The organism is Streptomyces sp. NPDC047085 (genome assembly GCF_040643735.1).
GTDB lineage: Bacteria > Actinomycetota > Actinomycetes > Streptomycetales > Streptomycetaceae > Streptomyces.
The window spans coordinates 61,275-84,105 of record NZ_JBEYUW010000021.1 but is presented as its reverse complement, the minus strand read 5'-3'; the positions used below and the strand labels follow the sequence as shown (position 1 = coordinate 84,105).

At 72.4% G+C, this 22,831-nt stretch carries 18 protein-coding genes and 1 tRNA gene; 11 read left to right on the top strand and 8 right to left on the bottom strand.

Annotation, left to right across the window (positions count from 1 at the left end; genetic code table 11):
• Window positions 1-139 precede the first annotated feature (139 nt).
• Window positions 140-448 (bottom strand): hypothetical protein, encoded by a 309-nt coding sequence (locus ABZ865_RS40525; RefSeq protein WP_361242074.1) that lies wholly within the window; start codon window positions 446-448, stop codon window positions 140-142.
• A gap of 260 nt (window positions 449-708) precedes the next feature.
• Between ABZ865_RS40525 and ABZ865_RS40520 the strand changes: the two genes are divergently transcribed.
• Window positions 709-1,983: an MATE family efflux transporter gene (locus ABZ865_RS40520; protein ID WP_361242071.1), complete on the top strand. Its 1,275-nt coding sequence runs from the start codon at window positions 709-711 to the stop codon at window positions 1,981-1,983.
• Window positions 1,984-2,055: 72 nt separating this feature from the next.
• Complete coding sequence (locus ABZ865_RS40515) at window positions 2,056-2,190, top strand: integrase (protein ID WP_361242068.1); 135 nt, start codon at window positions 2,056-2,058, stop codon at window positions 2,188-2,190.
• A 176-nt stretch (window positions 2,191-2,366) separates the two neighbouring features.
• Here ABZ865_RS40515 and ABZ865_RS40510 read toward each other — a convergent pair.
• Window positions 2,367-2,439: transfer RNA gene (locus tag ABZ865_RS40510), tRNA-Arg, on the bottom strand.
• A 271-nt stretch (window positions 2,440-2,710) separates the two neighbouring features.
• On the opposite strand from ABZ865_RS40510, the gene ABZ865_RS40505 reads away from it, so the two are divergent.
• The 8 genes from ABZ865_RS40505 (at window position 2,711) to ABZ865_RS40470 (ending at window position 12,911) form a co-directional block, all read left to right on the top strand.
• Window positions 2,711-4,318, top strand: a complete 1,608-nt coding sequence (locus ABZ865_RS40505; RefSeq protein ID WP_361242065.1) for a dynamin family protein — start codon at window positions 2,711-2,713, stop codon at window positions 4,316-4,318.
• A 207-nt stretch (window positions 4,319-4,525) separates the two neighbouring features.
• A complete protein-coding gene (locus ABZ865_RS40500) occupies window positions 4,526-6,805 on the top strand; it encodes a GTPase (protein ID WP_361242095.1) in 2,280 nt (759 codons plus the stop codon).
• A 403-nt stretch (window positions 6,806-7,208) separates the two neighbouring features.
• A complete protein-coding gene (locus ABZ865_RS40495) occupies window positions 7,209-7,682 on the top strand; it encodes a single-stranded DNA-binding protein (protein ID WP_361242062.1) in 474 nt (157 codons plus the stop codon).
• Window positions 7,683-7,944: 262 nt separating this feature from the next.
• The gene (locus tag ABZ865_RS40490) at window positions 7,945-9,309 is read left to right on the top strand and encodes a Cys-Gln thioester bond-forming surface protein (protein WP_361242059.1); all 1,365 of its coding nucleotides are present in this window, start codon (window positions 7,945-7,947) and stop codon (window positions 9,307-9,309) included.
• A 304-nt stretch (window positions 9,310-9,613) separates the two neighbouring features.
• A complete protein-coding gene (locus ABZ865_RS40485) occupies window positions 9,614-9,928 on the top strand; it encodes a hypothetical protein (RefSeq protein WP_361242056.1) in 315 nt (104 codons plus the stop codon).
• A gap of 224 nt (window positions 9,929-10,152) precedes the next feature.
• The gene (ettA, locus tag ABZ865_RS40480) at window positions 10,153-11,817 is read left to right on the top strand and encodes an energy-dependent translational throttle protein EttA (protein ID WP_361242053.1); all 1,665 of its coding nucleotides are present in this window, start codon (window positions 10,153-10,155) and stop codon (window positions 11,815-11,817) included.
• Window positions 11,818-11,823: 6 nt separating this feature from the next.
• Window positions 11,824-12,237 (top strand): thioesterase family protein, encoded by a 414-nt coding sequence (locus ABZ865_RS40475; RefSeq protein WP_361242050.1) that lies wholly within the window; start codon window positions 11,824-11,826, stop codon window positions 12,235-12,237.
• Window positions 12,234-12,911, top strand: coding sequence for a hypothetical protein (locus tag ABZ865_RS40470; protein ID WP_361242047.1), 678 nt, complete (start codon window positions 12,234-12,236; stop codon window positions 12,909-12,911). Before ABZ865_RS40475 ends, ABZ865_RS40470 begins: the two co-directional genes overlap by 4 nt.
• Window positions 12,912-12,965: 54 nt before the next feature.
• Here the strand turns inward: ABZ865_RS40470 and ABZ865_RS40465 are convergent, their stop codons facing one another.
• Window positions 12,966-13,370, bottom strand: coding sequence for a globin (locus ABZ865_RS40465; RefSeq protein ID WP_361242044.1), 405 nt, complete (start codon window positions 13,368-13,370; stop codon window positions 12,966-12,968).
• Between the two features lie 77 nt (window positions 13,371-13,447).
• Between ABZ865_RS40465 and ABZ865_RS40460 the strand changes: the two genes are divergently transcribed.
• A complete protein-coding gene (locus ABZ865_RS40460; RefSeq protein ID WP_361242041.1) occupies window positions 13,448-14,425 on the top strand; it encodes a methyltransferase domain-containing protein in 978 nt (325 codons plus the stop codon).
• Between the two features lie 54 nt (window positions 14,426-14,479).
• Here ABZ865_RS40460 and ABZ865_RS40455 read toward each other — a convergent pair whose 3' ends face one another.
• From ABZ865_RS40455 to ABZ865_RS40435, 5 genes are all read right to left on the bottom strand, one after another.
• A complete protein-coding gene (locus ABZ865_RS40455; protein WP_361242038.1) occupies window positions 14,480-16,096 on the bottom strand; it encodes an FHA domain-containing protein in 1,617 nt (538 codons plus the stop codon).
• 45 nt (window positions 16,097-16,141) lie between these two features.
• Window positions 16,142-17,482 carry a VWA domain-containing protein gene (locus ABZ865_RS40450; protein ID WP_361242035.1) on the bottom strand — a complete coding sequence of 447 codons (1,341 nt, stop codon included), beginning with the start codon at window positions 17,480-17,482 and terminating at the stop codon, window positions 16,142-16,144.
• Between the two features lie 140 nt (window positions 17,483-17,622).
• Window positions 17,623-19,014, bottom strand: a complete 1,392-nt coding sequence (locus ABZ865_RS40445; RefSeq protein ID WP_361242032.1) for a protein phosphatase 2C domain-containing protein — start codon at window positions 19,012-19,014, stop codon at window positions 17,623-17,625.
• Between the two features lie 3 nt (window positions 19,015-19,017).
• Window positions 19,018-21,525 (bottom strand): tetratricopeptide repeat protein, encoded by a 2,508-nt coding sequence (locus tag ABZ865_RS40440; protein WP_361242028.1) that lies wholly within the window; start codon window positions 21,523-21,525, stop codon window positions 19,018-19,020.
• Window positions 21,522-22,811 carry a hypothetical protein gene (locus ABZ865_RS40435; RefSeq protein WP_361242025.1) on the bottom strand — a complete coding sequence of 430 codons (1,290 nt, stop codon included), beginning with the start codon at window positions 22,809-22,811 and terminating at the stop codon, window positions 21,522-21,524. The genes ABZ865_RS40440 and ABZ865_RS40435 overlap by 4 nt, the downstream gene beginning before the upstream one ends.
• Window positions 22,812-22,831: the final 20 nt, after the last annotated feature.

Here is a 22,831-nt window from a genome sequence, read left to right as displayed (position 1 = left end):
GCAGCAACTCGGGCGAGGCCTCCGCCGTGGGCCGGTGTGCTTGCCACCCGCGCGGATGGGCCGCAGGTGTTCGCGTCCGTCCGCCGTTGTCCGTCGGCGGGCCGAGTCGGCGGGGCGCGTTCCGCCCTCGCCGGTGGTGTCAGTCGTGTTCCGCCTCGTCGGCCTCCACGGTGTCTGCGTCCCGGGCGCGACGACGGCCCAGCAAGGCGCTCACCAGGATCACCAGGCCGATGGCGACGACCTTGGCGGCCTGGTAGGAGCCGATCGCCAGATCCTCCGAGGTGAAAGGCAGCCAACCGAGCCCCATCGCGGAAGCGAGGCCGGCCCACGCCGCCGCGAGGACCCCGAGGACGATCAGTACGACAGCCCCCCGCGGCCCGAGGCCCGCCCACCAGGGCCCCGGGACGTAGTCGCCCTCGCTGTTCCGCTCAACGTCCTTGTCGGTCATGACCTGTTCTCCTGTGAATGCGGTGGCGATCACGGAGGAAGACGTGGGTTCCGACACGCGGGTTGCCGGGCTCTCCACGCCTCCTGCTGGGCGACGCAGCAGGTGCCGCCTCCTGTCGTAGGGAGGTCTTTCGCCATTCCAGCTGACCTGCCGGCTCCCGCAGTGTGATGATCGAACCCGTGATCAGCGAGGTGACTGGACCGGCCGGGCGCACTACATGGATTCGGATAGCGGCGGCAGCGCTCCCGCTGTACCTGACAATGATCGCTGCCTCGGCCGGCGCCCTGGTCGACACCGCGCTGCTGGGCAACCACGCCACCGCCGCGCTCGCGGCCTTCGCCGTCACCATGGCCGTGTTCAGCCCCGCTACAGCCACGGTGGCGGGCGCGCTGCGGGGCGTGATGCCGTTCGTCACGCCCCGCAAGGAGGATCCTGACCGTCTCCTGCCCGTGGTGCACAGCGGGATGTGGCTCGCGATCACCGTGGGTGGCATCGCCGCGGCAGCAGTCGCGTCAGTACCTCTGATCGGCCAAGTGACCGGGGTTCCCCGTGCCACTCTCGACCAGCTGGGGATCTTTCCCTTCCTGCTGGCCGGCAGCGTGCTCGCCATCGCGGTCAGCTCGTCGGCCACGTCCGTCCTGATCGCACTCGGCCACTCAAAGCTGGTGATGCGGGCCGGACTGCTCGGCACCGCCGCGTCCGCCACGCTGTCCGTCCTCCTCGTAGGTGGTCCGGGCCCGGTGCCGAGTTACGGCCTGACCGGGGCAGGCGTCGCCATGCTCGCCTCCAGCGTGATCAGCGCCTCTGTCAACCAGGTGACCCTCCGCCGCTCCACCGTGCTGACCGGCCGCTCCCTGCGTCCGGGCAGGCCGGATGTGAAGCACGTCTGGAAGTTGGGTGCCGTGGGGATTCCGCTCGCCGGCACTGTGCTCGTCAAGTTCGCCGTCCTGGGCGTACTGACCTTCGCCGCGGCCCGGATCGGGACGGACAGCGCCGCGGTGCACAGCGTCGGGATCTCGCTGGTGAACCTCATCTTCACGGCCGCGGTGGCGGTCGGCCAGGCCACCATCCCACTGATCTCCGACTACGCGGAGGAGCACGACAGCGCGAACATCCGTCGCAGCGTTCGGGCAGGAACGTGGCTGGCACTGGCCGTTGTGGGATTCATCGCGACAGCGGTGATCGTGCTCAGTCCCTGGGTCGTTCCGCTGTTCACCAAGGATGCCGACGTGCGGCCGCAGATCAGGGAGCTTCTGCCGCTGGTGCTCGCCGTGGTCGTCACCGATGCTCTGCAGGCGGTCGTCGGGTTCGGCCTCATCGGCCTCAAACGCACGATGCCGAGTTTCGTGTCGACCGCCCTCTGCTACGGAGGCCTGGCCGCTGTCGCCGCTCCGGTCACCACAGCCGGGGGCCTCGCCGCCCTGTGGACAGCTCTCGCCCTTGCCAACTTCCTCCAGGCAGTCGGCAAGGCGTACTCCTTCCACCGACACAGCACATTCACCGACAACCGCGAACACGCAGCAGCCATCACATGAGAGACACCGGCCTGCGCTGCGCTCAGTCCTTGCCGGACCAACTGGTTCAACGACGGCATCCCGCCGGCACGGGTGGCCGAGTGGGCGGGCAACAGCGTCCCCGTGCTGCTGGCCATCTACGCCCGGTTCATCTCCGGGCAGCTCCAGGACCTCAATCAGCGGATCTTGGGGCACGGTGATCTCCCCGAGCTGCCTGAAACCACCTGAGCGCCTCGGAGAAACTTCGCCGCGTATTCACCGCAGCCACCCGCAGAAACCCGGTGGCAGCCGGACAGCGCCGGACCCTTCCCGCGACCACCAGGGGCGGTCCGGCGCTCTTCTGCATGCGGCTACACCGGCCCTGACCAGCAAAAAGCCCTCCCAAGAGGGAGGGCGGAGACTTGCGCCCCCGGCAGGACTCGAACCTGCGGCCAAGTGCTTAGAAGGCACCTGCTCTATCCACTGAGCTACGGGGGCTTGGTGCGGGACAAGGATAAAGCTCCCCGTTCCTTGGCCCGGTCGCTTCGCCTCCGTGGCTCGATGTGGAGGTTCGGTGAAGCGGTCCTGATAATCGCAGGCGGGTACGAATCGTGCACCGCTTTTGGCGTCCGACGCACCGGGTGTTGTGCACTCGTTATGCCTCAGCTGCGCCCGTGTCCCGGTCGCCCCTTCCGCCCGTTCTGTCCTGTCGGCGCGCAGACATGTCTATATGCTTCAGAATTCCCCTAAAATTGGGCATTCTTCGCATGTGGTGACCTTGGACGTACGGCCTCAGTTGCTCGACACACTCTCCGCGCTGCGCGACCGTGTCGCCGCCGCACGCTTTCCGCTTCCGCTCGCGGGGGCCCCACGCGCGCGTGCCAACCGCGACGAACTGCTCGCCCAGCTCGACGACTACCTGGTACCCCGGCTCCGCTCGCCCGAGGCCCCGCTGCTGGCCGTCGTGGGCGGCTCCACCGGCGCGGGGAAGTCGACCCTCGTGAACTCCCTGGTGGGACGGCGGGTCAGCGAGGCGGGCGTGCTCCGCCCGACGACCCGGACACCGGTGCTCGTCTGCCATCCGGAGGACCATCACTGGTTCAGCGGCATGCGCGTGCTCCCCGACCTCACCCGCGTCTGGGTGCCCCACCCCGAGCCCGGCGACGATCTCCTGCTCCCCGGCGAGGACCCCGCGCGCGTACTGCGCATCGAGACCGCCGACAGCCTCCCGCGCGGGCTCGCCCTGCTCGACGCCCCCGACATCGACTCCCTGGTCGCCGACAACCGCGTCCTCGCCGCCGAGCTGATCTGCGCCGCCGACATCTGGGTCATGGTCACCACGGCAGCCCGCTACGCCGACGCCGTCCCCTGGCACCTGCTGCGCACCGCCAAGGAGTACAAGGCCACCCTGGTCACCGTCATGGACCGGGTGCCCCACCAGGTCGTCTCCGAGGTCTCCCGCCAGTACGCCGCCCTGCTCACCAAGGCCGGACTCGGCGACGTACCCCGGTTCACCGTGCCCGAGCTGCCCGAGTCCGCCTGGGGCGGCGGCCTGCTGCCCGCGACCGCCGTGGCACCCCTGCGCACCTGGCTCGTCCACCACGCCCAGGACCCCGCGGCCCGCCAGCACGTCATGGCCAGTACCGCGTACGGCGTGCTCGACTCGCTGAAGTCGCGCATGCCCGAGCTGGCCAGCGCGGCCGCCGCCCAGTACGCGGCCGCCCTCCGGCTCACCTCCGCCGTCGACGGCGCCTACGACAGCGAGCACGCGCGCGTGCGCGGCCGGCTGCAGTCCGGGGCCGTGCTCGCCGGGGACGCCCTCAAACGCTGGCGCGCCTACCCGCTGGACTGCACCGCCGGCGAGCTGCTCGACGCCCTCGTGGAGAGCCTGGCCGCGCTGCTGCTGTGCGCCGTCACCGCGGCCGACGAGCGGATCGACGAGGCCTGGCGGCGCGAGCCCGCGGCCGGCGCCCCGGAGCTCGTCGAGCGGGACCCGTCCCTGGAGAGCGCCGAGCACCGCATCGGGCTCGCGGTACGGCGCTGGCGGCGCGAACTGGAGGAACACGCCGAGGACGAGGTACGGGAGCTCGAACGCGGCGCCGCACCCGACCCCGAGTCCGTCGCCGCCCTCGTCGCCACCGTGCTGCTGGGCGGGCGCCGGGCCCGCACCGCGGGCGAGCGGCTCGCCGAGCGGCTCGGCGCACGTGGCGCGCTGCGGCTGCGTGAGCGCGCGGGGCGCCTGCTGAACGAGCACGTCGAGCGCGTCCTGCACACCGAACGCGAACGCCGCCTCGCCCCGCTCGACGCCCTCGACGTCCACCCCGAGCCCCAGGCCGAACTCATCGCCGCGCTGTCCGTACTGCAGAAGGAGAGGTGACCGGTGACCGCCGTCACTGACCAGGACTACACGGATCGCGCGGATCAGATGGAGCGCACGGATCGCAGGGATCGCGGGGATCACACGGACGACACGGGCTACATGGATCACTTGGGTGCGGAGCACATGAACGACTCGGGGCACACGAACCACTTGGGTCACTTGGAGCGCATGGGCCACTTGGGTCACTTGGGCGACGTGAGGCAGATGAAACCGGACGAGCATGTTTCCGAGCACGTGGACGACCGCGGGGGAGCGGATTCCGGCCCTGGGAGCGGGGGGAGCGCCAGGGAGGACGGTTCCGGCGAGGAGGGGGCGCAGGCTCGTACGGAGGCCCGTACGGAAGTCCGTACGGAGGCCGGGGCCGATGCCGACGACAAGGGTCCGGACGCGGGTGAGGGCGAGGGCGCGGGCGAAAGGATGAGCGAGGGGCTGCACGCGCGCGTGGCCGACGGGCCCGTGGTCCCGGCGGATCCCGTGAGCCAGGCGGATGCCGTGAACCAGGCGTCCTCGGCATCCCCGGCGGCCCCAGTGGACGCGGCGGACTCCCCTGCCCCAGCGGAACCCGCCGTCAGAGAACGGCACGCGCGCGTGGCGAACCCCGGCACCGGCGACGACCCGCACCCCCATCCCAAGAACGACGGAACGGCTCACCCCAGGAACGACGGAACGGTCGGCCGGGCCCCGGACGCGGGCCACGATTCCGAACGCGATTCCGAGTCCGACACCGAGTCCGGCTCCGAGTCCGAGTCCGGTGAGGCCTGGGACGACGGTCTCATCGCCCGCCGGGTGACCGAGAGCAACGCCGCCGCCCTCGCCGTCGAGCGCGCCGCCGTCCTCGACACCCCGGCCCGCGCCGGTTCGGGCGGCGGTGGCGTGGAGCCGCTCGCGTACGACGGCCCCCTGCGCTCCCGCCTGGACGCCCTGCGTGAACTCGTCGGGGTGTCCCGCGCCCGGCTGGACAGCCGTACCCTCGCCGAGGCGAGCCAGGTCCTGGACGAGGCGGCCGCGCGGCGCAAGCTCTCCGGGCAGCACACCGTCGTCGCCATCGCGGGTGCCTCCGGCAGCGGCAAGTCGCAGCTGTTCAACGCCCTTGCCGGCGTCGCCATTTCGGAGACCGGGCTGCGCCGTCCGACCACCGCGTCGCCGATCGTGTGCAGCTGGAGCGACGGCGCCGCGACCCTCATCGACCGGCTCGGTATCCCGGGCCGGCTGCGCCGCCGCCCCCTGCAGAGCGCGGAGGCCGAGGCACAGCTGCGCGGACTGGTCCTGGTCGACCTCCCCGACCACGACTCGGCGGCCGTACAGCACCGCGAACAGGTCGACCGGATCCTGAAACTGGTCGACGCGGTCATCTGGGTGGTCGACCCGGAGAAGTACGCCGACGCCGTCCTGCACGAGCGCTATCTGCGGCCCATGGCCGGTCACGCCGAGGTCATGTTCGTCGTCCTCAACCAGATCGACCGGCTGCCCGGGGAGGCCGCCGACCAGGTCATGGACGATCTGCGGCGGCTGCTGGACGAGGACGGCATCGCGCTCGGCGAACACGGCGAACCGGGCGCCACCGTGCTCTCCCTGTCCGCCCTCACCGGCAAGGGCATCGCCGAATTCCGCGAGGTGCTCGGTCGGTTCGTGACGGAGCGCGGCGCGCCGGCCCGCCGGGTCGCGGCCGACGTGGACTCCGCCGCGGCCGGACTGCGACACGTGTACGCCACCGGGCGGCGCTCCGGCCTCACCGAGGAGGCGCGGGAGGAGTTCTCCGCCCGGCTCGCGGCCGCGGTCGGCGCCACCGCGGCCGGCGAGGCCGCCGAGCGCGCCTGGCTGCGCAACGCCAACCGTGCCTGCGGCACGCCCTGGCTGCGGCTGTGGCGCTGGTTCCAGGACCGTGGCGGACCGCCCACGGGCCGCCTGCCGTCGCGCACCCAGGCCGACGAGGAGGCCACGGCACGCCAGCGCGTGGAACAGGCGGTCCGCACGGTGTCCGACAAGGCCTCGGCGGGCCTGCCCGCGCCTTGGGCGCAGGCGGTGCGCGAGGCGGCCGTACGAGGCTCCCAGGGGCTGTCCGAGGCGCTGGACGAGCTGGCGACGGGGGCGGCCGGAGTGCCGTCGGGCCGGCCGCCCCGGCCCGGGTGGTGGCCGGTGGCCGTGCTGGTCCAGGCGGCGATGACGCTGCTCCAGATCGTCGGCGGCCTGTGGCTGGTGGGCCAGATCGCCGGTGTCATGGCGCCCAACCTGGGCGTGCCGGTGCTGCTGATGCTGTGCGGGATCGTCGGCGGGCCGCTGCTGGAGTGGGGCTGCCGGATGGCGGCGCGGGGGCCGGCGAAGAGATACGGCCTGGAGGCGGAGAGACGGCTGCGGGAGGCCGCCTCGAGCTGCGGCCGGGCCCGGGTGCTCGACCCGGTGGCGGCGGAGCTGCTGCGGTACCGGGAGGTGCGGGAGCAGTACGGGAAGGTGGTGCGGGCCGGGGCCGGCGCCGGCGCGAGGTGAGGGCGCCGAGGGGTGGCGGCGCCGACGGGTTGGCAGTGCCGACGGCGCCGCTGGGCCGACGATGCGCATGGGTGACGTTGCCGATGGCGTGACGGTGGCGATGGCGATGGCGTGACGGTGCGATGGGGTGACGTCGCCATGGTCACGGGGTGGGTGACCCGGGGGGTGAGTGATGGGGGCTGTCACGGGGGTGGGTGAGGCGGGCCGTCACGGGGTGGATGAGGGGCGGCGCGCAGGGGATCCCTCGTGCGGGTGACGGGGATTTCCACAGGTGGGCGGCTGTCCACAGTGCTCGGCGGGCTCGGCCCGGGCGGGGGCAGTCTGGTTCCAGGCAGCCGTACGGGAGGGGCCCGTACGCGAGTCCGCCCGGCCGGACGGGGCCGGGCGAGGGAGGGGTTCCGCGATGAACGAGACCGTGGTCTGTGTGGTGGGCAACGTGGCGACGCGGCCGGTGTACATGGAACTGGCGGCGGGTCCGTCGGCCCGGTTCCGGCTGGCGGTGACCGCGCGCTACTGGGACCGGGAGAGGAACGTCTGGAAGGACGGGCACACCAACTTCTTCACCGTGTGGGCCAACCGCCAGCTCGCCACCAACGTGGTGGCGTCGGTGGACGTGGGGCAACCGGTCGTCGTCCAGGGCCGGCTGAAGGTGCGCACAGAGACGCGCGAGGGGCAGAACAGGGCGTCGGCCGACATCGACGCCGTGGCGATCGGACACGACCTGTCACGCGGCACCGCGGCCTTCGTCCGCTCGGCCAGGCCCGATTCCGCACCGGCGGCGACGCGCCCGGAGCCCGCCTGGGAGACACCGCAGCCGTCCGACCCCCCGGTCACCGATCCGGCCCAACAGCACCCGGAACCAGCGATGGTGACGTGACATCAGCGGGGGACAACGACGACATCCACCGGTGGATTTGTCGATAACGCATGCTCACTCGCCGTGCCCGCGATAACGATTGCGGATCGGATCGGCCGTGTGACGATCTGACCGGCAAGTGAGGTCCTGCTGATCCATAAGATGCCGAGCGTGCCCCTTGGGGCCGCCGATTCTGCTGGTGGGACCGTTCCCCACGGCCAACGGGTCCTGCTCGAAGGGGAATTCTGTGCTTGTTGCGTTCTCTGGGTTCACCCGGTCCGCCGTGGCCGCCCGCGCCGGCGCCGTGGCCTTGGTCTCCGGTCTGGCGGCAGCGAGCGTGCTGTCCGGTGCCGGTACGGCCCTGGCCGACGGCACCCCGCAGACCCAGGGCGGGGCGACGGCCACCATCAACGGCCTCAAGGTCTACGGCCAGGCCGTGATCCACGAGAACGGCGCCGACCTGCCGGTGTCGGCGGGCCTGTTCGAGATGTCCGTGGACGGCGGCGGCACCCTGCAGACGTACTGCGTCGACCTCCACAACCCGACCCAGCGCGACGCGAGATACCAGGAGACCTCCTGGAGCGGCACCTCGCTGGGCGGCAACAAGGACGCAGGCCGGATCCGCTGGATCCTGCAGAACTCCTACCCCCAGGTCAACGACCTCGCCGCGCTCGCCCGGCAGGCGGGCGCGAGCGGCCTGACCGAGCAGGACGCGGCGGCCGGCACCCAGGTGGCCATCTGGCGCTACTCGGACCGCGCGAAGGTCGACGCCGTGGACCCGCAGGCCGAGAAGCTCGCCGACTACCTGGAGAGGAGCGCCCGCGACGTCGCCGAGCCGCAGGCCTCGCTGACCCTGGACCCGTCCGCGGTCTCCGGCCGCCCGGGCGATCTGCTGGGGCCGGTGACCGTGCACACCAACGCGCGCGGCGTGACGGTGACCCCGCCGGCGGACGCGGCCACCAGCGGGGTGCGGATCATCGACAAGACCGGGAAGGTCATGACCTCGGCGAAGGACGGCAGCCGGCTGTACTTCGACATCCCCGAGGACGCGACGGACGGCTCGGCCCAGTTGACCGTGCAGGCCTCCACGACCGTGCCGGTGGGCCGTGCCTTCGCCTCCGAGTCCCGCAGCCAGACCCAGATCCTGGCCGGCTCCAGCGAGTCCACGGTCTCCGCGACCGCGAGCGCCACCTGGGCCGCCGAGGGCGCGATACCGGCCGTCTCCGCCCGGACCGACTGCGCCAAGGGCGGCGTGGACGTCACCGCGGTCAACAAGGGCGACCGGCCCTTCACCTTCGAGCTGATGGGCGCCGAGCACACCGTGCCCGCCGGGGCCACCCGCACGGTCACGGTCCCGCTCCAGGAGGACCACCCCTACGACTTCACGATCACCGGCCCGAACGGCTTCAACCGCCGCTTCACCGGCGTCCTCGACTGCAAGACCCAGGGCACCGTCACCACGAAGACCACCCAGACCCTCAGCGAGCCCACCCCGCTCACGGTGCCCGGCACCACCGACAACGACCTCGCCGCCACCGGCGGCTCCGCTATCACTCCGCTGATCGCGGGCGTGGCCATCGGTCTCGTGGTGATCGGCGGCGCGGCCCTGGTCATCCTCCGCAACCGCGAAACCGAGCAGACCGACTGACCTCCGCCCCTGCCGGCATCGCCGTAGCCTGATGCGCGCATCCACCTGCGGGCACAACGGGTGACCCGTTCGGCGTGGAACGCACTGTGGACTGCCACAGGACGTTCCACTGGGACGTGTGATCAGGCTTGATACGGCGCTCGCGGGCCTCGGCGGAGCCCTTGGCGGAGGTTTCCTCGGAGCCGCGTCCCATTACACGTTCAGGACGCTGAGACAGCGGCACAAGGACGAGGAATCAGGCCTCCAAGCTCAGCGACAAGCCGTCCGCAAGCAGTACAAGCGTGTGTGCGCGGCAAGGGACTGGGTGGCCGGGCTACCGCAGCTGATCAACTCGTCGGACTCACCCGAGCATCGGCGGCAGATCCAGCAGGAAGCGCTGCGGCACAGCGATGAGTGCCACACCACCTGGGACATCGCCCGGAACGACATCGACAGCGACGAGGTCCGCTCGGCCATGGCCGACCTCGACCAGGAAGTCGTCACCGTCCTGGGCCAGGTCGCAAAGGGAGACCTCGCCCCGGACCTGAACCTGCTCCAGCAGACTCTCAACGACCTGACAGCTGCCGCGCACCACCGACTCACCATCGATCTGCGCCCACGGCCGGCTGCTGCCGAGTGATCGGCCGTGGGCCGTCCCAGGGCCGCCCAGGGCCGCGCCTGGGACGGCCGAGATTCCCGGCGTCGACCGACGGTGATCGACTGGGGTGGACGAGCTGCGGCCACCGGTAGTGAAAGCCCAGGTCAGCGGCGACCGGCCATACGGGTTTCCGTCCAGGGCTGGCCGTCAGGCAAGATGGGGTGTATCTGCCCACTGCCAGATTTCAAGCTGCCGGACGGTTTCTCTTGGCTGAGTTCATTTACACCATGCGCAAGGCGCGCAAAGCGCACGGCGACAAGGTGATCCTCGACGACGTCACCCTGAGCTTCCTGCCGGGCGCGAAGATCGGCGTCGTCGGTCCGAACGGTGCCGGTAAGTCGACCGTCCTGCAGATCATGGCGGGACTGCAGCAGCCGTCGAACGGTGACGCCTTCCTGTCGCCCGGCTACAGCGTGGGCATCCTGCTCCAGGAGCCCCCGCTGAACGAGGAGAAGACCGTCCTGGAGAACGTCCAGGAGGGTGTCGCCGAGATCAAGGGCAAGCTCGACCGGTTCAACGAGATCGCCGAGCTGATGGCGACCGACTACTCCGACGCGCTGCTCGACGAGATGGGCAAGCTGCAGGAGGAGCTGGACCACGCCAACGCGTGGGACCTGGACGCCCAGCTGGAGCAGGCCATGGACGCGCTCGGGTGCCCCCCGGGCGACTGGCCGGTCACCAACCTCTCCGGTGGTGAGAAGCGCCGCGTCGCGCTCTGCAAGCTCCTCCTCGAGCAGCCCGACCTGCTGCTCCTCGACGAGCCCACCAACCACCTCGACGCCGAGTCGGTGAACTGGCTGGAGCAGCACCTGGCCAAGTATCCGGGCACCGTCGTCGCCATCACCCACGACCGGTACTTCCTGGACAACGTGGCCGAGTGGATCCTCGAGCTGGACCGCGGCCGCGCGTACCCGTACGAGGGCAACTACTCCACGTACCTGGAGACCAAGGCCACCCGTCTGAAGGTCGAGGGCCAGAAGGACGCCAAGCGGCAGAAGCGGCTCAAGGAAGAGCTGGAGTGGGTGCGGTCGAACGCCAAGGGGCGTCAGGCCAAGTCCAAGGCCCGCCTCGCCCGCTACGAGGAGATGGCCGCCGAGGCGGAGAAGATGCGGAAGCTGGACTTCGAGGAGATCCAGATTCCGCCGGGCCCGCGGCTCGGCAACATCGTGGTCGAGGTCAATGACCTGCACAAGGGCTTCGGGGAGAAGATCCTCGTCGACGGGCTGAGCTTCACGCTGCCGCGCAACGGCATCGTGGGTGTCATCGGCCCGAACGGCGCCGGCAAGACCACGCTGTTCAAGATGATCCAGGGCCTGGAGACCCCGGACGCCGGTGACATCAAGGTCGGCGAGACCGTCAAGATCTCCTACGTCGACCAGAGCCGCGCCAACATCGACCCGAAGAAGACGCTCTGGGAGGTCGTGTCCGACGGACTCGACTACATCAACGTCGGCCAGGTCGAGATGCCGAGCCGGGCGTACGTGTCCGCCTTCGGCTTCAAGGGCCCGGACCAGCAGAAGCCGGCCGGTGTGCTCTCCGGTGGTGAGCGCAACCGCCTCAACCTGGCGCTGACCCTCAAGCAGGGCGGCAACCTGCTGCTCCTCGACGAGCCCACCAACGACCTCGACGTCGAGACCCTGTCCTCGCTGGAGAACGCGCTGCTGGACTTCCCCGGCTGCGCCGTGGTCGTCTCCCACGACCGCTGGTTCCTCGACCGCGTCGCCACGCACATCCTCGCCTACGAGGGCGAGTCCAAGTGGTTCTGGTTCGAGGGCAACTTCGAGTCGTACGAGAAGAACAAGATCGAGCGGCTCGGCCCGGACGCCGCGCGTCCGCACCGCGCCACCTACAAGAAGCTGACCCGGGGCTGATCGATCTTGCGCCACATCTACCGCTGCCCCCTGCGCTGGTCCGACATGGACGCGTACGGCCATGTCAACAACGCGGTCTTCATCCGCTACCTGGAGGAAGCCCGGATCAACTTCCTGTTCCGCCCGGACAAGGAGTTCAAGCAGGGGTCCGTGGTGGCGCGCCACGAGATCGACTACAAGCGCCAGCTCGTGCACCGGCACCACCCGGTGGACATCGAGCTGTGGGTCACCGAGATCAAGGCCGCGTCCTTCACCATCACCTACGAGGTGAAGGACGACGACCTGATCTACGTACGGGCCTCGACGGTCGTCGTGCCGTTCGACTTCGAGGCCCAGCGGCCGCGCCGGCTCACCCAGGAGGAGCGGGAGTTCCTCCAGGAGTACACGGACGCGGCCGACGAGGAGGCCGTCGCCGCATGACGGTGCTGCACCTGGCCGACGAGACGGAGGCGGCCGACCTCGCCGCCTTCCTCTCCCGGCTGCTCCACTACGACCGTGGAGCCGCGGTGCGCCTGCAGGCGGCCGGGACCGCGCTCGCCGTCTTCGGCCGGCCCCCGTCCTTCGAGGTGCTGGCGGTCCGCACGGTGCGGCTGGGGAAGCCGTACGAGGACGGCCTGGACGTCACGCTCGACGTGACCGTCTCCGCCGGTGAGTTCCTGGAGTCCGTGGACGAGCGTGCGGCCACCGCCGCCGTCCCGGCCGCGGTCACCGGGCCCCCGTGGGCCGGGGTGCTGCCCCCGCGCGGCGGCTGGCGAGCCGAGCCAGGGCTGCCGGCACCGGACGCGCTGCGCACGACCGTCGCCCGGTCCGTCGCCGAATTCCGCTCCCGTAGCGAGGAGTTGGCGCCGGAGCAGCGCACCCGCGCGGAACTGGACCGGATAGGGCGGGACATCTGGTCCCGCGAGATCGGCGCGACCGCGCTCCCGCTGCGGGCCGTGCACGCGGCACAGTCCCTGGGCTTCCTGCGGCCGGGCACCGGCGCGCAGGACACCGCGCTGTTCTCCTCGGGCGCCTGGCTCCGGCTGCGCACCCCGTACGGCTCTGTCGCCGTCCGCCGAGGGGGCCTCGGCCCACTCGGCGTCAGCGTGCGCTGAACCCCCGCCGAATCCCCGACGTCCCCATCGCCCCCGACACCCCCGTCGCCCCCGTCACTCCGGGGTGTTCACCATCGACTGGGCCGCGTACGTCAGGTAGTTCCACAGCGTCCGCTCGTGCTCCTCGGACAGCCCCAGCTCGTCGACGGCCACCCGCATGTGCCTGAGCCATGCGTCGTGCGCGGCCTGGTCCACCGTGAACGGGGCGTGCCGCATCCGCAGCCGGGGATGGCCGCGGTTCTCGCTGTACGTGGTCGGGCCGCCCCAGTACTGCATGAGGAACAGGGCCAGCCGCTCCTCGGCGGGGCCCAGGTCCTCCTCCGGGTACATCGGCCGCAGGAGTGGATCCTCGGCGACCCCCTCGTAGAAACGGTGGACGAGCCGGCGGAAGGTGTCCTCCCCGCCGACCTGCTCGTAGAAGGTCTGCTCCTGAAGCGTGCCGCGCCGAATCTCTCTCACCCCTCCATGGTCTCAGACGGGGTGACCAGGACCCGAGGCGTAGGTCCAGGACGAGAATTCCCCCCTACTGTGTGGATATGGGCGCCTACGACACCGAGATCACCGCACTCGCCGCCGCGCGGCGGGCCGCGCTGGTGCGGGAGATCGACGCCGAAGGCGTCTGGGACGCGGACCCGGTGTGGCGGGAGGTGTTCGCCGAGGTGCCCCGGCACCTGTTCGTGCCGTACTACTACGTAGGGACCAGGGGCGGTTACGAGCGCCGCTGGCGCGAGAGCCCCCACCCGGAGGCCCGCGAGCGCTGGCTGCGCGGCGCCTACACCGACACCCCGCTCGCCACCCGGCTGCGCGACGGCGAGCTGCTCTCCTCCAGCAGCCAGCCCTCGCTGATGGCGCGGATGCTGGTCGCGCTGGGAGTGGAGGAGGGCGACCGGGTGCTGGAGGTGGGCGCCGGGACCGGCTACAACGCGGCGCTGCTCGCCCACCGGCTCGGCGACGACGGCCTCGTCACCACGATCGACCTGGAACCGGAGATCACCGAGTCCGCCCGGCAGCACCTGGCCGCCGCCGGGTACCACCCGACGGTCGTCACCGGGGACGGAGCGCGTGGGGTGCCCGAACGTGCCCCGTTCGACCGGATCATCGCCACCTGCGCGCTGCCCACGGTGCCGCGCGCCTGGCTCGCCCAGTGCCGCCCCGGCGGCCGCATCGTGACCCCGCTGGCCACCGGGCTGCTCGCCCTCACCGTCCGGGACACCGGGCACGCCGAGGGCCGCTTCCTGCCCGGCCCCGCCTACTTCGTGCCCCTGCGCGGCCGGCCCCGGCCGTATTCCCGGGCGGTGTCCCTGGGCGGGCTGCCGAGCCGGGCCCGCGAGCAGGAGCCGTTCCGCTTCCTGCTGGGCCTGACCCGGGGCATCCCCGATCCGCGGGAGGCGTACGCGCTGTGGGAGCGGGAGGGCATGCCGGACCGCGAACGGTACGGCGTCACGGTCAGCGGCGAGCAGGCCTGGGCGTGGCTCGACGCCCCGGAGGGACCGTACGCCTGGCCGCTGCCGTGACGCCCCGGCCCGCTCCGGAGCCTCGGTCCGGCCCCGTCAGCCTCTTCAGCCTCTTCAGCCCCGGCGGATCGTGATCGTCGTCCAGGCGCCGATGTGCACTCGGTCGCCGTCCTGCAGCGGCACCGGCACGAACGGCTGGATCGGCTCGTCCGAGCCGTTGACCGTCGTGCCGTTGGTCGAGTTCTGGTCGACGACCGCCCAGTTGCCGTCCGGCTGCTGGACCAGCACCGCGTGCTGGTGGGAGACGCCCGGGTCCTCCGGCGGCACCGACAGGTCGATGTCGGGGGTGTCGCCGGTGGAGTGCCGGCGGCGGCCGATGGTGACCTGGTTGCCGCTGAGGGTGCGCTGCTGCTCGGGGGAGTACGCGGGCAGGTTCAGGCCCGCGGCCTCGGGGCCCGAGCGCTGCATCATCGCCATGAAGTAGTCGCGGTCGGGGCCGATCGTCGCCGTCCACGTGACCGGTCCCTGCGGGGCTCCCGGGAAGCCGGGGCCGGGCGGGGCCTGGGTGGCACCGGGCTGCGGGTAGCCGTAGCCACCGCCCGGACCACCGGGGCCGCCGGAGGGGCCGGTGGACGACGGCGGGGAGATCACCCAGTCGTCGTCACCGCCGCCGAAGGACGGACCCCCGGCCGGCGGCCGGCCGGTCTCCTGCGGGAAGCCGGGCGGCGCGGACGGACCGGACTGGTGGAAGGCCCCCGGGGGGCCGCCGGCCGGACCACCGGGACCCATGGGCGAAGTCGGCCCGGGCGGCGGCGGAACCGGCCGTGAGGGGTCGCCGCCGAAGCCGGAGGGACCGGGACCACCGGGACCACCGGGGCCGCCGGGACCGGAGGGCTCACGACCGAACGGCGGCGGACCGGCCGGGCCACCGGGCCCACCCGGACCCTGCCCAGGCCCACCACCGAAACCGGACGGACCACCAGGACCACCAAGACCGCCAGGAGCACCGGGACCACCCGGACCGCCGGGACCCTGCCCAGGCCCGCCACCGAAAGCCGACGGAGGCCCGGCCGGAGGCTGGCCGCCACCGAAGCCGGACGGACCACCAGGACCACCCGGACCAGCAGGACCGCCATGACCGGCAGGGCCACCAGGGCCCCCGGGCGCACCAGGCCCACCGAATCCGCCAGGGCCCCCAGGCCCACCGGGACCGCCAGGCCCGGCAAACCCGCCCGGACCGCCCGGTCCGCCCGAGGTCGGCGGCGGGCCCGCGGGCCGGCGCTCGCCGGCGAACGGCGTCGGACCCGACGGCTCGCTGGTGAAGGACGGGATCGGCTCGGCGGGACGGTTCATCTGCGAGGGCCGCGAGCCCTGGTACTCGTACCCGTCACCGCCGCCGTACGTCGCGCTCGGCGGCTGGAAGCGGGGCTGGGGCTGGCGCGGGGCCGCCGGGGTGTACGAGGTGGCCGTGTTGGTCAGGAAGTTCCACCGGCACTCCTCGCAGAAGGGCGCGCCGCCCTCGCGGGGCGTACGGCACTGCGGGCACAGCTCCGGCTCCGGGCCGGGCCCCGCGGCCGGCGGGCGCGCGCCCTGCGGGGGCGGGAAGCCGTAGCCACCGCCGGCCGGGGGCGGCGGCGGAGGGGGCGGAGGTACGGCACCGGCCATGCGGTGACCGCAGACCTCGCACCAGTCGTCGGAACCCGACTGGTGTCCGTTCGGGCAGGTCGGCATGTCGGGGCTTCCCCTTCTCCGGATGTCCTTCTGTGTCCTGCTGGATCACTTCTTTACACGAACAGTCTTTGTGGACCGGGTTTCGAGAGTCATCTCGTCGGCCTCCGCGACCTTCGTCTTCAACCGCACAGTACCTGTCGCCGCGTCGACCACGTCCACCACCTTCGCAAGCAGTTTCGCAGTATCCGCGTTCCCGGAGGCGCTGGCGAGCTGAACAGCGCGCCCCAGTTTGGCCGTTGCTCCGTCGATATCACCCGCTTTGCGCAGATCGAGACCCTGCTGGATGGCCTGTGCGAGTTCGGCCTGCCCGGTGTAGTGGGCGACTTGGGGGTTGATCGAGGTCGAGGCCGCCATGTCGTCGGTCCACACGGCCCGTACCAGCCCCTGCGCCCCGAGATTCTGTACCGATCCGTCCGCCTGGGGCACGACCAAGGAGACGCGCGCGGCCAGCATCTCCTGGCCGAGCGAGGCGGCCGGGACCTCCACGCACAGGTGGTAGTCGCGGGACTCGTCGCCCCAGGAGCCGGTCGGATAGTCCCCGGCACGCGGTCCGGCCTCGGTCCGCCGGTCGGTCAACTCCTCGACGGAAGGCGCCACTTGCTTGACGAACCTGATGGTCGTGCCGACCGGTGTCCACACCCGCAGGGCGACGTCGGCGACCTCCTTGCCCATCGTCGTCTCCATCATCCGCGTGAAGTCGGCGGCCAGATGGGCCGGGTCGGCGACGATGTCGGCGGTGCCGAGCAGCGCGGAGGCGATGCCTGTGACTTCTTTCACTTCCCAGTCGGTGCCCACGCCCCGCGCGTCACAGGTGAACCGCCCGGCGCACTCGTCCAGCGCGGCCCGCAGCGCCTCCGGCGACTCGTGCTCGTTGCGTCCGTCGGTGAGCAGGATGCCGTGCCGGATGGCCACGTCCGCCGAGGACAGCAGCCGGTCGGCGAGCCGCAGCCAGGTGCCGATGGCCGTGCCGCCGCCCGCGGTGAGCCGGCGCAGCGCCTGCTTGGCCTGCTCGCGGGTGGCGGGGTCGGCGACCGCGAGCCGCCCGCCGCCCGGGTAGACCTCCTTCGCGACGTGCGTGCCGTCGATCACCGCGAAGTGCGTGCCGTCGCGCAGGGTGTCGATCGCGGCGGCCGTGGCGTCGCGGGCGTTGCGCATCTTGGTCGGCGGGTAGTCCATCGAGCCCGAACAGTCGACCATGATCGCCACCGCGGCGGACGGGCCGTTGCCCTGGGCGTACGTGTGCGGCGCTCCGCTGCCGATCGTGCCGCCGCCGGTCGCGGTCACCGTGACGATCGCGTTGACCTCACGCCCGCCCTCCGGCAGGAACTCGTTCTGGTAGACGTCCATCGCGAACTGCGGCACGTTCGACTTCGCCAGATTGGCCATGCTGGTTCACATCCCCCTAGGCACCCCGCTGACGCGAGGCGGTGCGTATGGACGGACCGGTCCCCTCCGGTCCGTGGCTGCTTCCCCGTGTGCGCCGTGCGGCCTCGGGCCGACCCTCGGCCTCAGGTCGACACTCGGCCTCAGGCCGATCCTGCCCCCTGGGACGGCGCCGGGAACGGCAGGACGGCCACTGTTACGTTGTCGTGGCCCCCGCCGTCAAGGGCGTGCCCGACCAGGACCCGGGCGCTGTGCAGGGGTCGCACGGCCGCGTCCGGCGGGACGACCTCGGCCATCTCCTCCGCCGTCTCCGCGTAGTTCCACAGGCCGTCGGTGCACACCAGCACCACACCGGGCCGGTCGGGCTTGAAGGAGGCGGTGTGCGGCTCCAGTTCGTAGGCGTCGGCGCCGAGCCAGCCGGTGATCGCGTGGGCGCGCTCGTCGGCGTAGGCCTCCGCCTCGTTCATCAGCCCGGCCGCGACCATCTGCGCGGCCCAGGAGTCGTCCTCGGTCAGCCGGGCCGGGGGTCCGGAGCGGTCGTCCGGCACCCAGTAGGCGCGGCTGTCGCCGACCCAGCCGACCACCAGCAGCCCGGAGGTGACGATCGAGCCGACGATGGTGCAGGCCGGGGCGTTCTGGTGCGGGGCGTGCTCGCGGGCCGCGTCGGGTTCCTCGGCGAGCGCGTTGACGGCCTGCGCGGCGGCGACGATCGCCTCGTGCATGGCCGTCTGCGGATGCGTGCCGCGCGGCAGGGCGGCCAGCAGGGTGTCACCGGCCGTCTGCGCGGCGGTCATCGAGGCCTCGTCGGGCCGGGTCGCCGAGGACACGCCGTCGCAGACGATCGCCAGGACGGCCGGCGAGCCGTCGGGCAGCGTGGTGTGGCCGACGGCGAAGGAGTCCTCGTTGCGGTGGTGGCGCAGCCCGCGGTCGCTGACGGCGGCGGCGGGGCCCGACTCCCGTTCCATGTGGTCGCGTTCGCGGGGCTGGGCGTGCCCGCAGTTCTCGCAGTAGCCGTCGTCGTCCACCCGGCCCGCCCGGCAGGCCACGCACACCTGCGTGGCACCGGCCGGAAAGGCGGAGCCCGCCGGAACAGCGGCACCGGCCAGGTTGGCCGGGTCGGTGGCGGCGGCGCGCGGGTCCGGGGCCTGCAGCGGGTACTCGTCGGGATCCGACGGCCGGTCGAAGCGCACGCCGGGCGCGGCCGGTTCCCCCGCGGACAGCGGCCCTCCGGCCGAGTCGGTGCCCGGCAGGTCCGACGGCAGATGCGGCGCGGCAGGGGAGCCGCCGGAACCCGGCTCGGGCGCGGGCCAGTCCACACCGTCCGCGGACACGCCGTCCGTGGACGCGGTGGAGCCGGACCCGCCGTCCGCGGACACGGCGGAGCCGGACATGGTGAGCGTCGGATGGTCCTGAGGCGGCGCGGGTACGACGGACAGGTCGTATCCGCACGCGCCGCAGAAGAGGTCACCCGACTCGAGCGGCTCCGCGCAGCTCGGGCACTTCGACAGTGCGGCCTGCTGGGGCATCTGCGACATCAACTACACCCACGTCCGGGGGCGGTAACGGTTGGCCCGTTCCACCAGTTCGATCCTCTCCTCGCCACCGGGCGCCAGCCGGGCCAGCGTGCGGTAGGCGCGCTCCAGGCCGAAGCGGAGACCCCGCTCGTCCAGACCGCTGCCGAGCAACACCCGTCCGCCGGCGGCGGGCTGGGTGGAGCCCTGGCCTCCGGAGAGTATCCAGTCCAGCGCGCAACCGAGCACTTCGGCGGACAACTGCTCGCGTCGCGCCGGATCCAGACCGTACGCCTGCAGCGCCTCGACCTGCCCGGCGGCGGCCGTCAGGTCGTCCAGGAACGGTACGTCACCCGCGTGCGCCGTGCGCTGTCTCAGCCGCGCCCGTACGGCCGCCACCCGGGCGGCGGTGTAGTGGATGGAGGACTCCGGCACCGACTCCAGGGTGCGCACGGCACCACCGCGGTCCCCGGCCGCGAGCTGCACCCGGGCCAGCCCGAAGGCGGCGCTGACGAAGCTCGGGTCGGTCGCCCACACCAGCCGGTCGTACTCGGCCGCGTTGTCCAGCTGCCCCAGCACCTCCGCGCACAGGCCGAGCGCCAGCTTGGGCGCGGCCTCGCCGGGGAAGGCGTCGTAGATCGCGTCGAAGGCGAGCGCGGCGTTCTCGAAGTCGCCGGTGACCAGGGCGGCCACGCCCCGGTACCACACCACCCGCCAGTCGTCCGGCCGCTCCTCGTCGAGCTTGGCCAGGGACATCAGCGCGGCCTGGTGGTCGCCGTTCTCCAGCCGGGCGCGGATCTGCCGCAGCCGGGTCTCGACCGTCTGTACGGGTGCCGCGTCCAGCGCGGCGATCAGCTCGGCCGGCGCGGAGGCCATCAGACCGGCCAGGAAACCGGCGTTGGGGTCGGCCGGGTCGACCAGGGGGACGGGTAGCGCGAGCGCGGCGGCGGCCGTGTCGACGGGCCTGACGAGGGCCGCCGGGACCGGGGCGCCGGCGAGGGCCGGGGTCTGCCGGGGGACGGCGGCCCGCCTGGCGCTCGCCTCGCGGGCCCCCAGGCGGGACACGTCCCCGTCCAGCGTGGGGAACAACTCCGTGTCCGTGACCCTGACCTCGGGACCGAACAGCGTCGACAGCGCCGGCCGTGCCTGCCCGGTCTGCAGCGAGACGACCTCGCGCAGCACACCGGTCAGCTGCTCGGACATCTCCTGCGCGGAGGCGAACCGGCGGGCCGGGTCGGGGTCGGTGGCGCGGACCAGGAGCCGGTAGAAGGACTCGTAGCGGCGGAAGACCTCGATGGTGTCCGGGTCGGGCAGGGAGTCCACGAAGACGTTCGTGTAGCCCTGGAAGTCGAAGGTCAGCACCGCCAGGGTGCGGCCCACCGTGTACAGGTCGCTGGCCACCGAGGGACCGACCTCGGCGACCTCGGGCGCCTGGTAGCCGACCGTGCCGTAGATCGCGGACTCGTCGTCGTCCAGGCGGCGCACGGCGCCCATGTCGATCAGCTTGAGCTGGTCCTCGGTCTGGATGGCGTTGTCGACCTTGAAGTCGCAGTACAGCAGGTTGCGGCTGTGCAGATGGCCGAGCGCCTCCAGGGCCTCGATGCCGTAGGCGCACGCCTGCTCCACGGGCAGCGGGTCGCGCCGGCCGTCCGGGGTGCGGCGGGCGTTGGCGATCTCCTTCAGCGACTTGCCGCCGACGTACTCCATGACGATGTAGCCGTCGAGGGAGCCGGTGCGCTGGTCGAGGTGCTCGACGAAGTTGTAGATCCGCACGATGTTGGCGTGCTCGATCTCCGCGAGGAAGCGCCGCTCGGAGATCGCCGCCGCCATCGCGTCCTGGTCGCCGGTGTCCAGCAGGCCCTTGAGCACCACCCACCGGTCGGAGACGGCCCGGTCCACGGCGAGGTAGATCCAGCCGAGGCCGCCGTGCGCGAGACAGCCCGCGACCTCGTACTGGCCGTGCACGATGTCCCCGGCCTTCAGCTTCGGCACGAACGAGTAGGGGTGCCCGCACTTGGTGCAGAACCCCTCCGTGCGGCCGGCCCGGTCGCCGCGGGAACGGCCCACCGGTGCCCCGCAGTCCGAACGCGAGCAGAACCGCTTCCGCTCGGGCACCTCCGGGTTCTCCAGCACCATCGCGCGCGGGTCGGGGCGCGGCACCTGTGGCACGGAGACCAGCCCGGCGCCCAGCCGCCCCCGGGTCGAGGTGCCGGAGGACGAACCGGAGCTGCGCACCGACACCGAACGGCCGGTGGACCGGCCCGACAGGGAGCGCGAGAGCCGCCCCGACACCGAGCGCCGGGACTTGGACGACTGGGAGGACGTGCGCGAGCTGCGGGCGCTGGAGCGTGAACTCCCGCTGTCGCCCGAGCCCCTGCCGCCGCCGACGGCTCCGGTGGGCTGCGAGCCGACCATCCCGCCGGCGGAGACGACGGGGGCCAGGCCGCAGGTGTCGCAGTACAGCTCACCGCCGCCGACGTCCTCGTACGCCCCCTCGCAGCCCGGTCGCTGACAGGCCTGCTGTGCCTGGCTCACGCGTGCTCCCCCTTCCGGTCCTCGGGCCCGGCCTGCCCGGGCACCCTGGGTGCGCCGAGCAGTTCGGCGGCCGCCTGCTGGTAGCGCAGGACGGCTTGTTCGGCGACCCGCAGGTCGCAGGGCGCGCTCCACAGCATGCGCCGGGCGGCGTCGTACCGCTCGACCAGCAGCGAGTCCTCGGCCAGCCCGTGCCGGGCGACCTTCGCCTTGTAGGCGTCGAGGCGTCCGCGCAGCTCGGCGCGGACCGCGAGCGGTGCGGTGACCGCGGTCAACGACTCGCGGGCGCGCAGCAGTTCGTCCTCCGCCCTCTGCTCAAGGGACTCCAGGAGCGGGGAGAGCCGGTGCCACTGCGCCTGCCGCCGGTACTCGGCCGCCGTCGCCAGCTGCTCCTGCAGCGCCGTCGGCGGACCGCTGACCACCGGCACCTCGGTCGCGGCGATCTTCGCCAGCACCTCGCCGCGCGCGGTGCGCGCCTCGGCGAGGGTGCGGTCCGCGCGGGACAGCACGTCCCGCAGCCGGATCAGCCGCGCCTCCGCGTCCTGCCGGACCGTCAGCACGGCGTCGATCTCCCGCCGGACGTCCTCCAGGGCGCGCGCCTCACGGTCGTACACCGTGGTGTCCGGCCGGCCGCCGCCGGGCGCCGAACTGCCCTCGGCGGGCACCCAGAAGGCGAGCGGGTCGGAGACGACGTCCTCGCGCAGCCGGGTCAGCGTGCGGGTGATGTGCTCCAGGTCGTCACCGGACGGGTGCTCGCCGGGGCGGACGCCGACGGAGTGGGCGAGCTTGCGGGTGCGCTGGAGTTCCGCGGCGAGTAAATCGATCCGGGCGGGCAGCGCGGACCAGACGGCGTCGGCGGCGACGACCATGTCCAGCGAGGACGCGTACAGCTCGTTCATCCGGTCGACCAGGGTGCCGAGCGAGAAGCTCTCGCTGAGCGTCGTCGCGCCGGGGACGGTGACGGACTCGCCGCGCAGCAGCTCCGTCAGCTCCACCAGGTCCTCGCGGCTGGACCAGCGGCGCCGGGCACGGATCTCCCGGGCCGCGCGCAGCGTGGCCGTGTAGGCGTCGAAGTACGCCCACAGCAGGGTGATCGACGCCTCCGTAGCCGTCCAGCGGTCCTTGGTGACGCCGGTCAGCTCGGCGCCTTCGAGGAGCCTGCGGCCCGCGTGGTCCTGCAGGGCCAGCAGCGAGGTCTCGATCGCCTCGTGCTCCTGGCCGAGCCGCGCCAGCGCACGGTCCACCTCGTCCCGGTCCATCACCGGCCCGGCGGGGTCCGTGACGCCCATCGATCACCTCTCGCTGCTGT

Excerpts from the sequence above, each read along its gene's own strand:
- ABZ865_RS40520 (WP_361242071.1), top strand. The coding sequence starts at position 709 with ATGATCGCTGCCTCGGCCGGCGCCCTGGTCGACACCGCGCTGCTGGGC.
- ABZ865_RS40500 (WP_361242095.1), top strand. The coding sequence starts at position 4,526 with ATGAAACCGGACGAGCATGTTTCCGAGCACGTGGACGACCGCGGGGGA.
- ABZ865_RS40495 (WP_361242062.1), top strand. The coding sequence starts at position 7,209 with ATGAACGAGACCGTGGTCTGTGTGGTGGGCAACGTGGCGACGCGGCCG.
- ABZ865_RS40470 (WP_361242047.1), top strand. The coding sequence starts at position 12,234 with ATGACGGTGCTGCACCTGGCCGACGAGACGGAGGCGGCCGACCTCGCC.
- ABZ865_RS40460 (WP_361242041.1), top strand. The coding sequence starts at position 13,448 with ATGGGCGCCTACGACACCGAGATCACCGCACTCGCCGCCGCGCGGCGG.
- ABZ865_RS40455 (WP_361242038.1), bottom strand. The coding sequence starts at position 16,096 with ATGCCGACCTGCCCGAACGGACACCAGTCGGGTTCCGACGACTGGTGC.
- ABZ865_RS40450 (WP_361242035.1), bottom strand. The coding sequence starts at position 17,482 with ATGGCCAATCTGGCGAAGTCGAACGTGCCGCAGTTCGCGATGGACGTC.
- ABZ865_RS40525 (WP_361242074.1), bottom strand. The coding sequence starts at position 448 with ATGACCGACAAGGACGTTGAGCGGAACAGCGAGGGCGACTACGTCCCG.
- ABZ865_RS40445 (WP_361242032.1), bottom strand. The coding sequence starts at position 19,014 with ATGTCGCAGATGCCCCAGCAGGCCGCACTGTCGAAGTGCCCGAGCTGC.
- ABZ865_RS40435 (WP_361242025.1), bottom strand. The coding sequence starts at position 22,811 with ATGGGCGTCACGGACCCCGCCGGGCCGGTGATGGACCGGGACGAGGTG.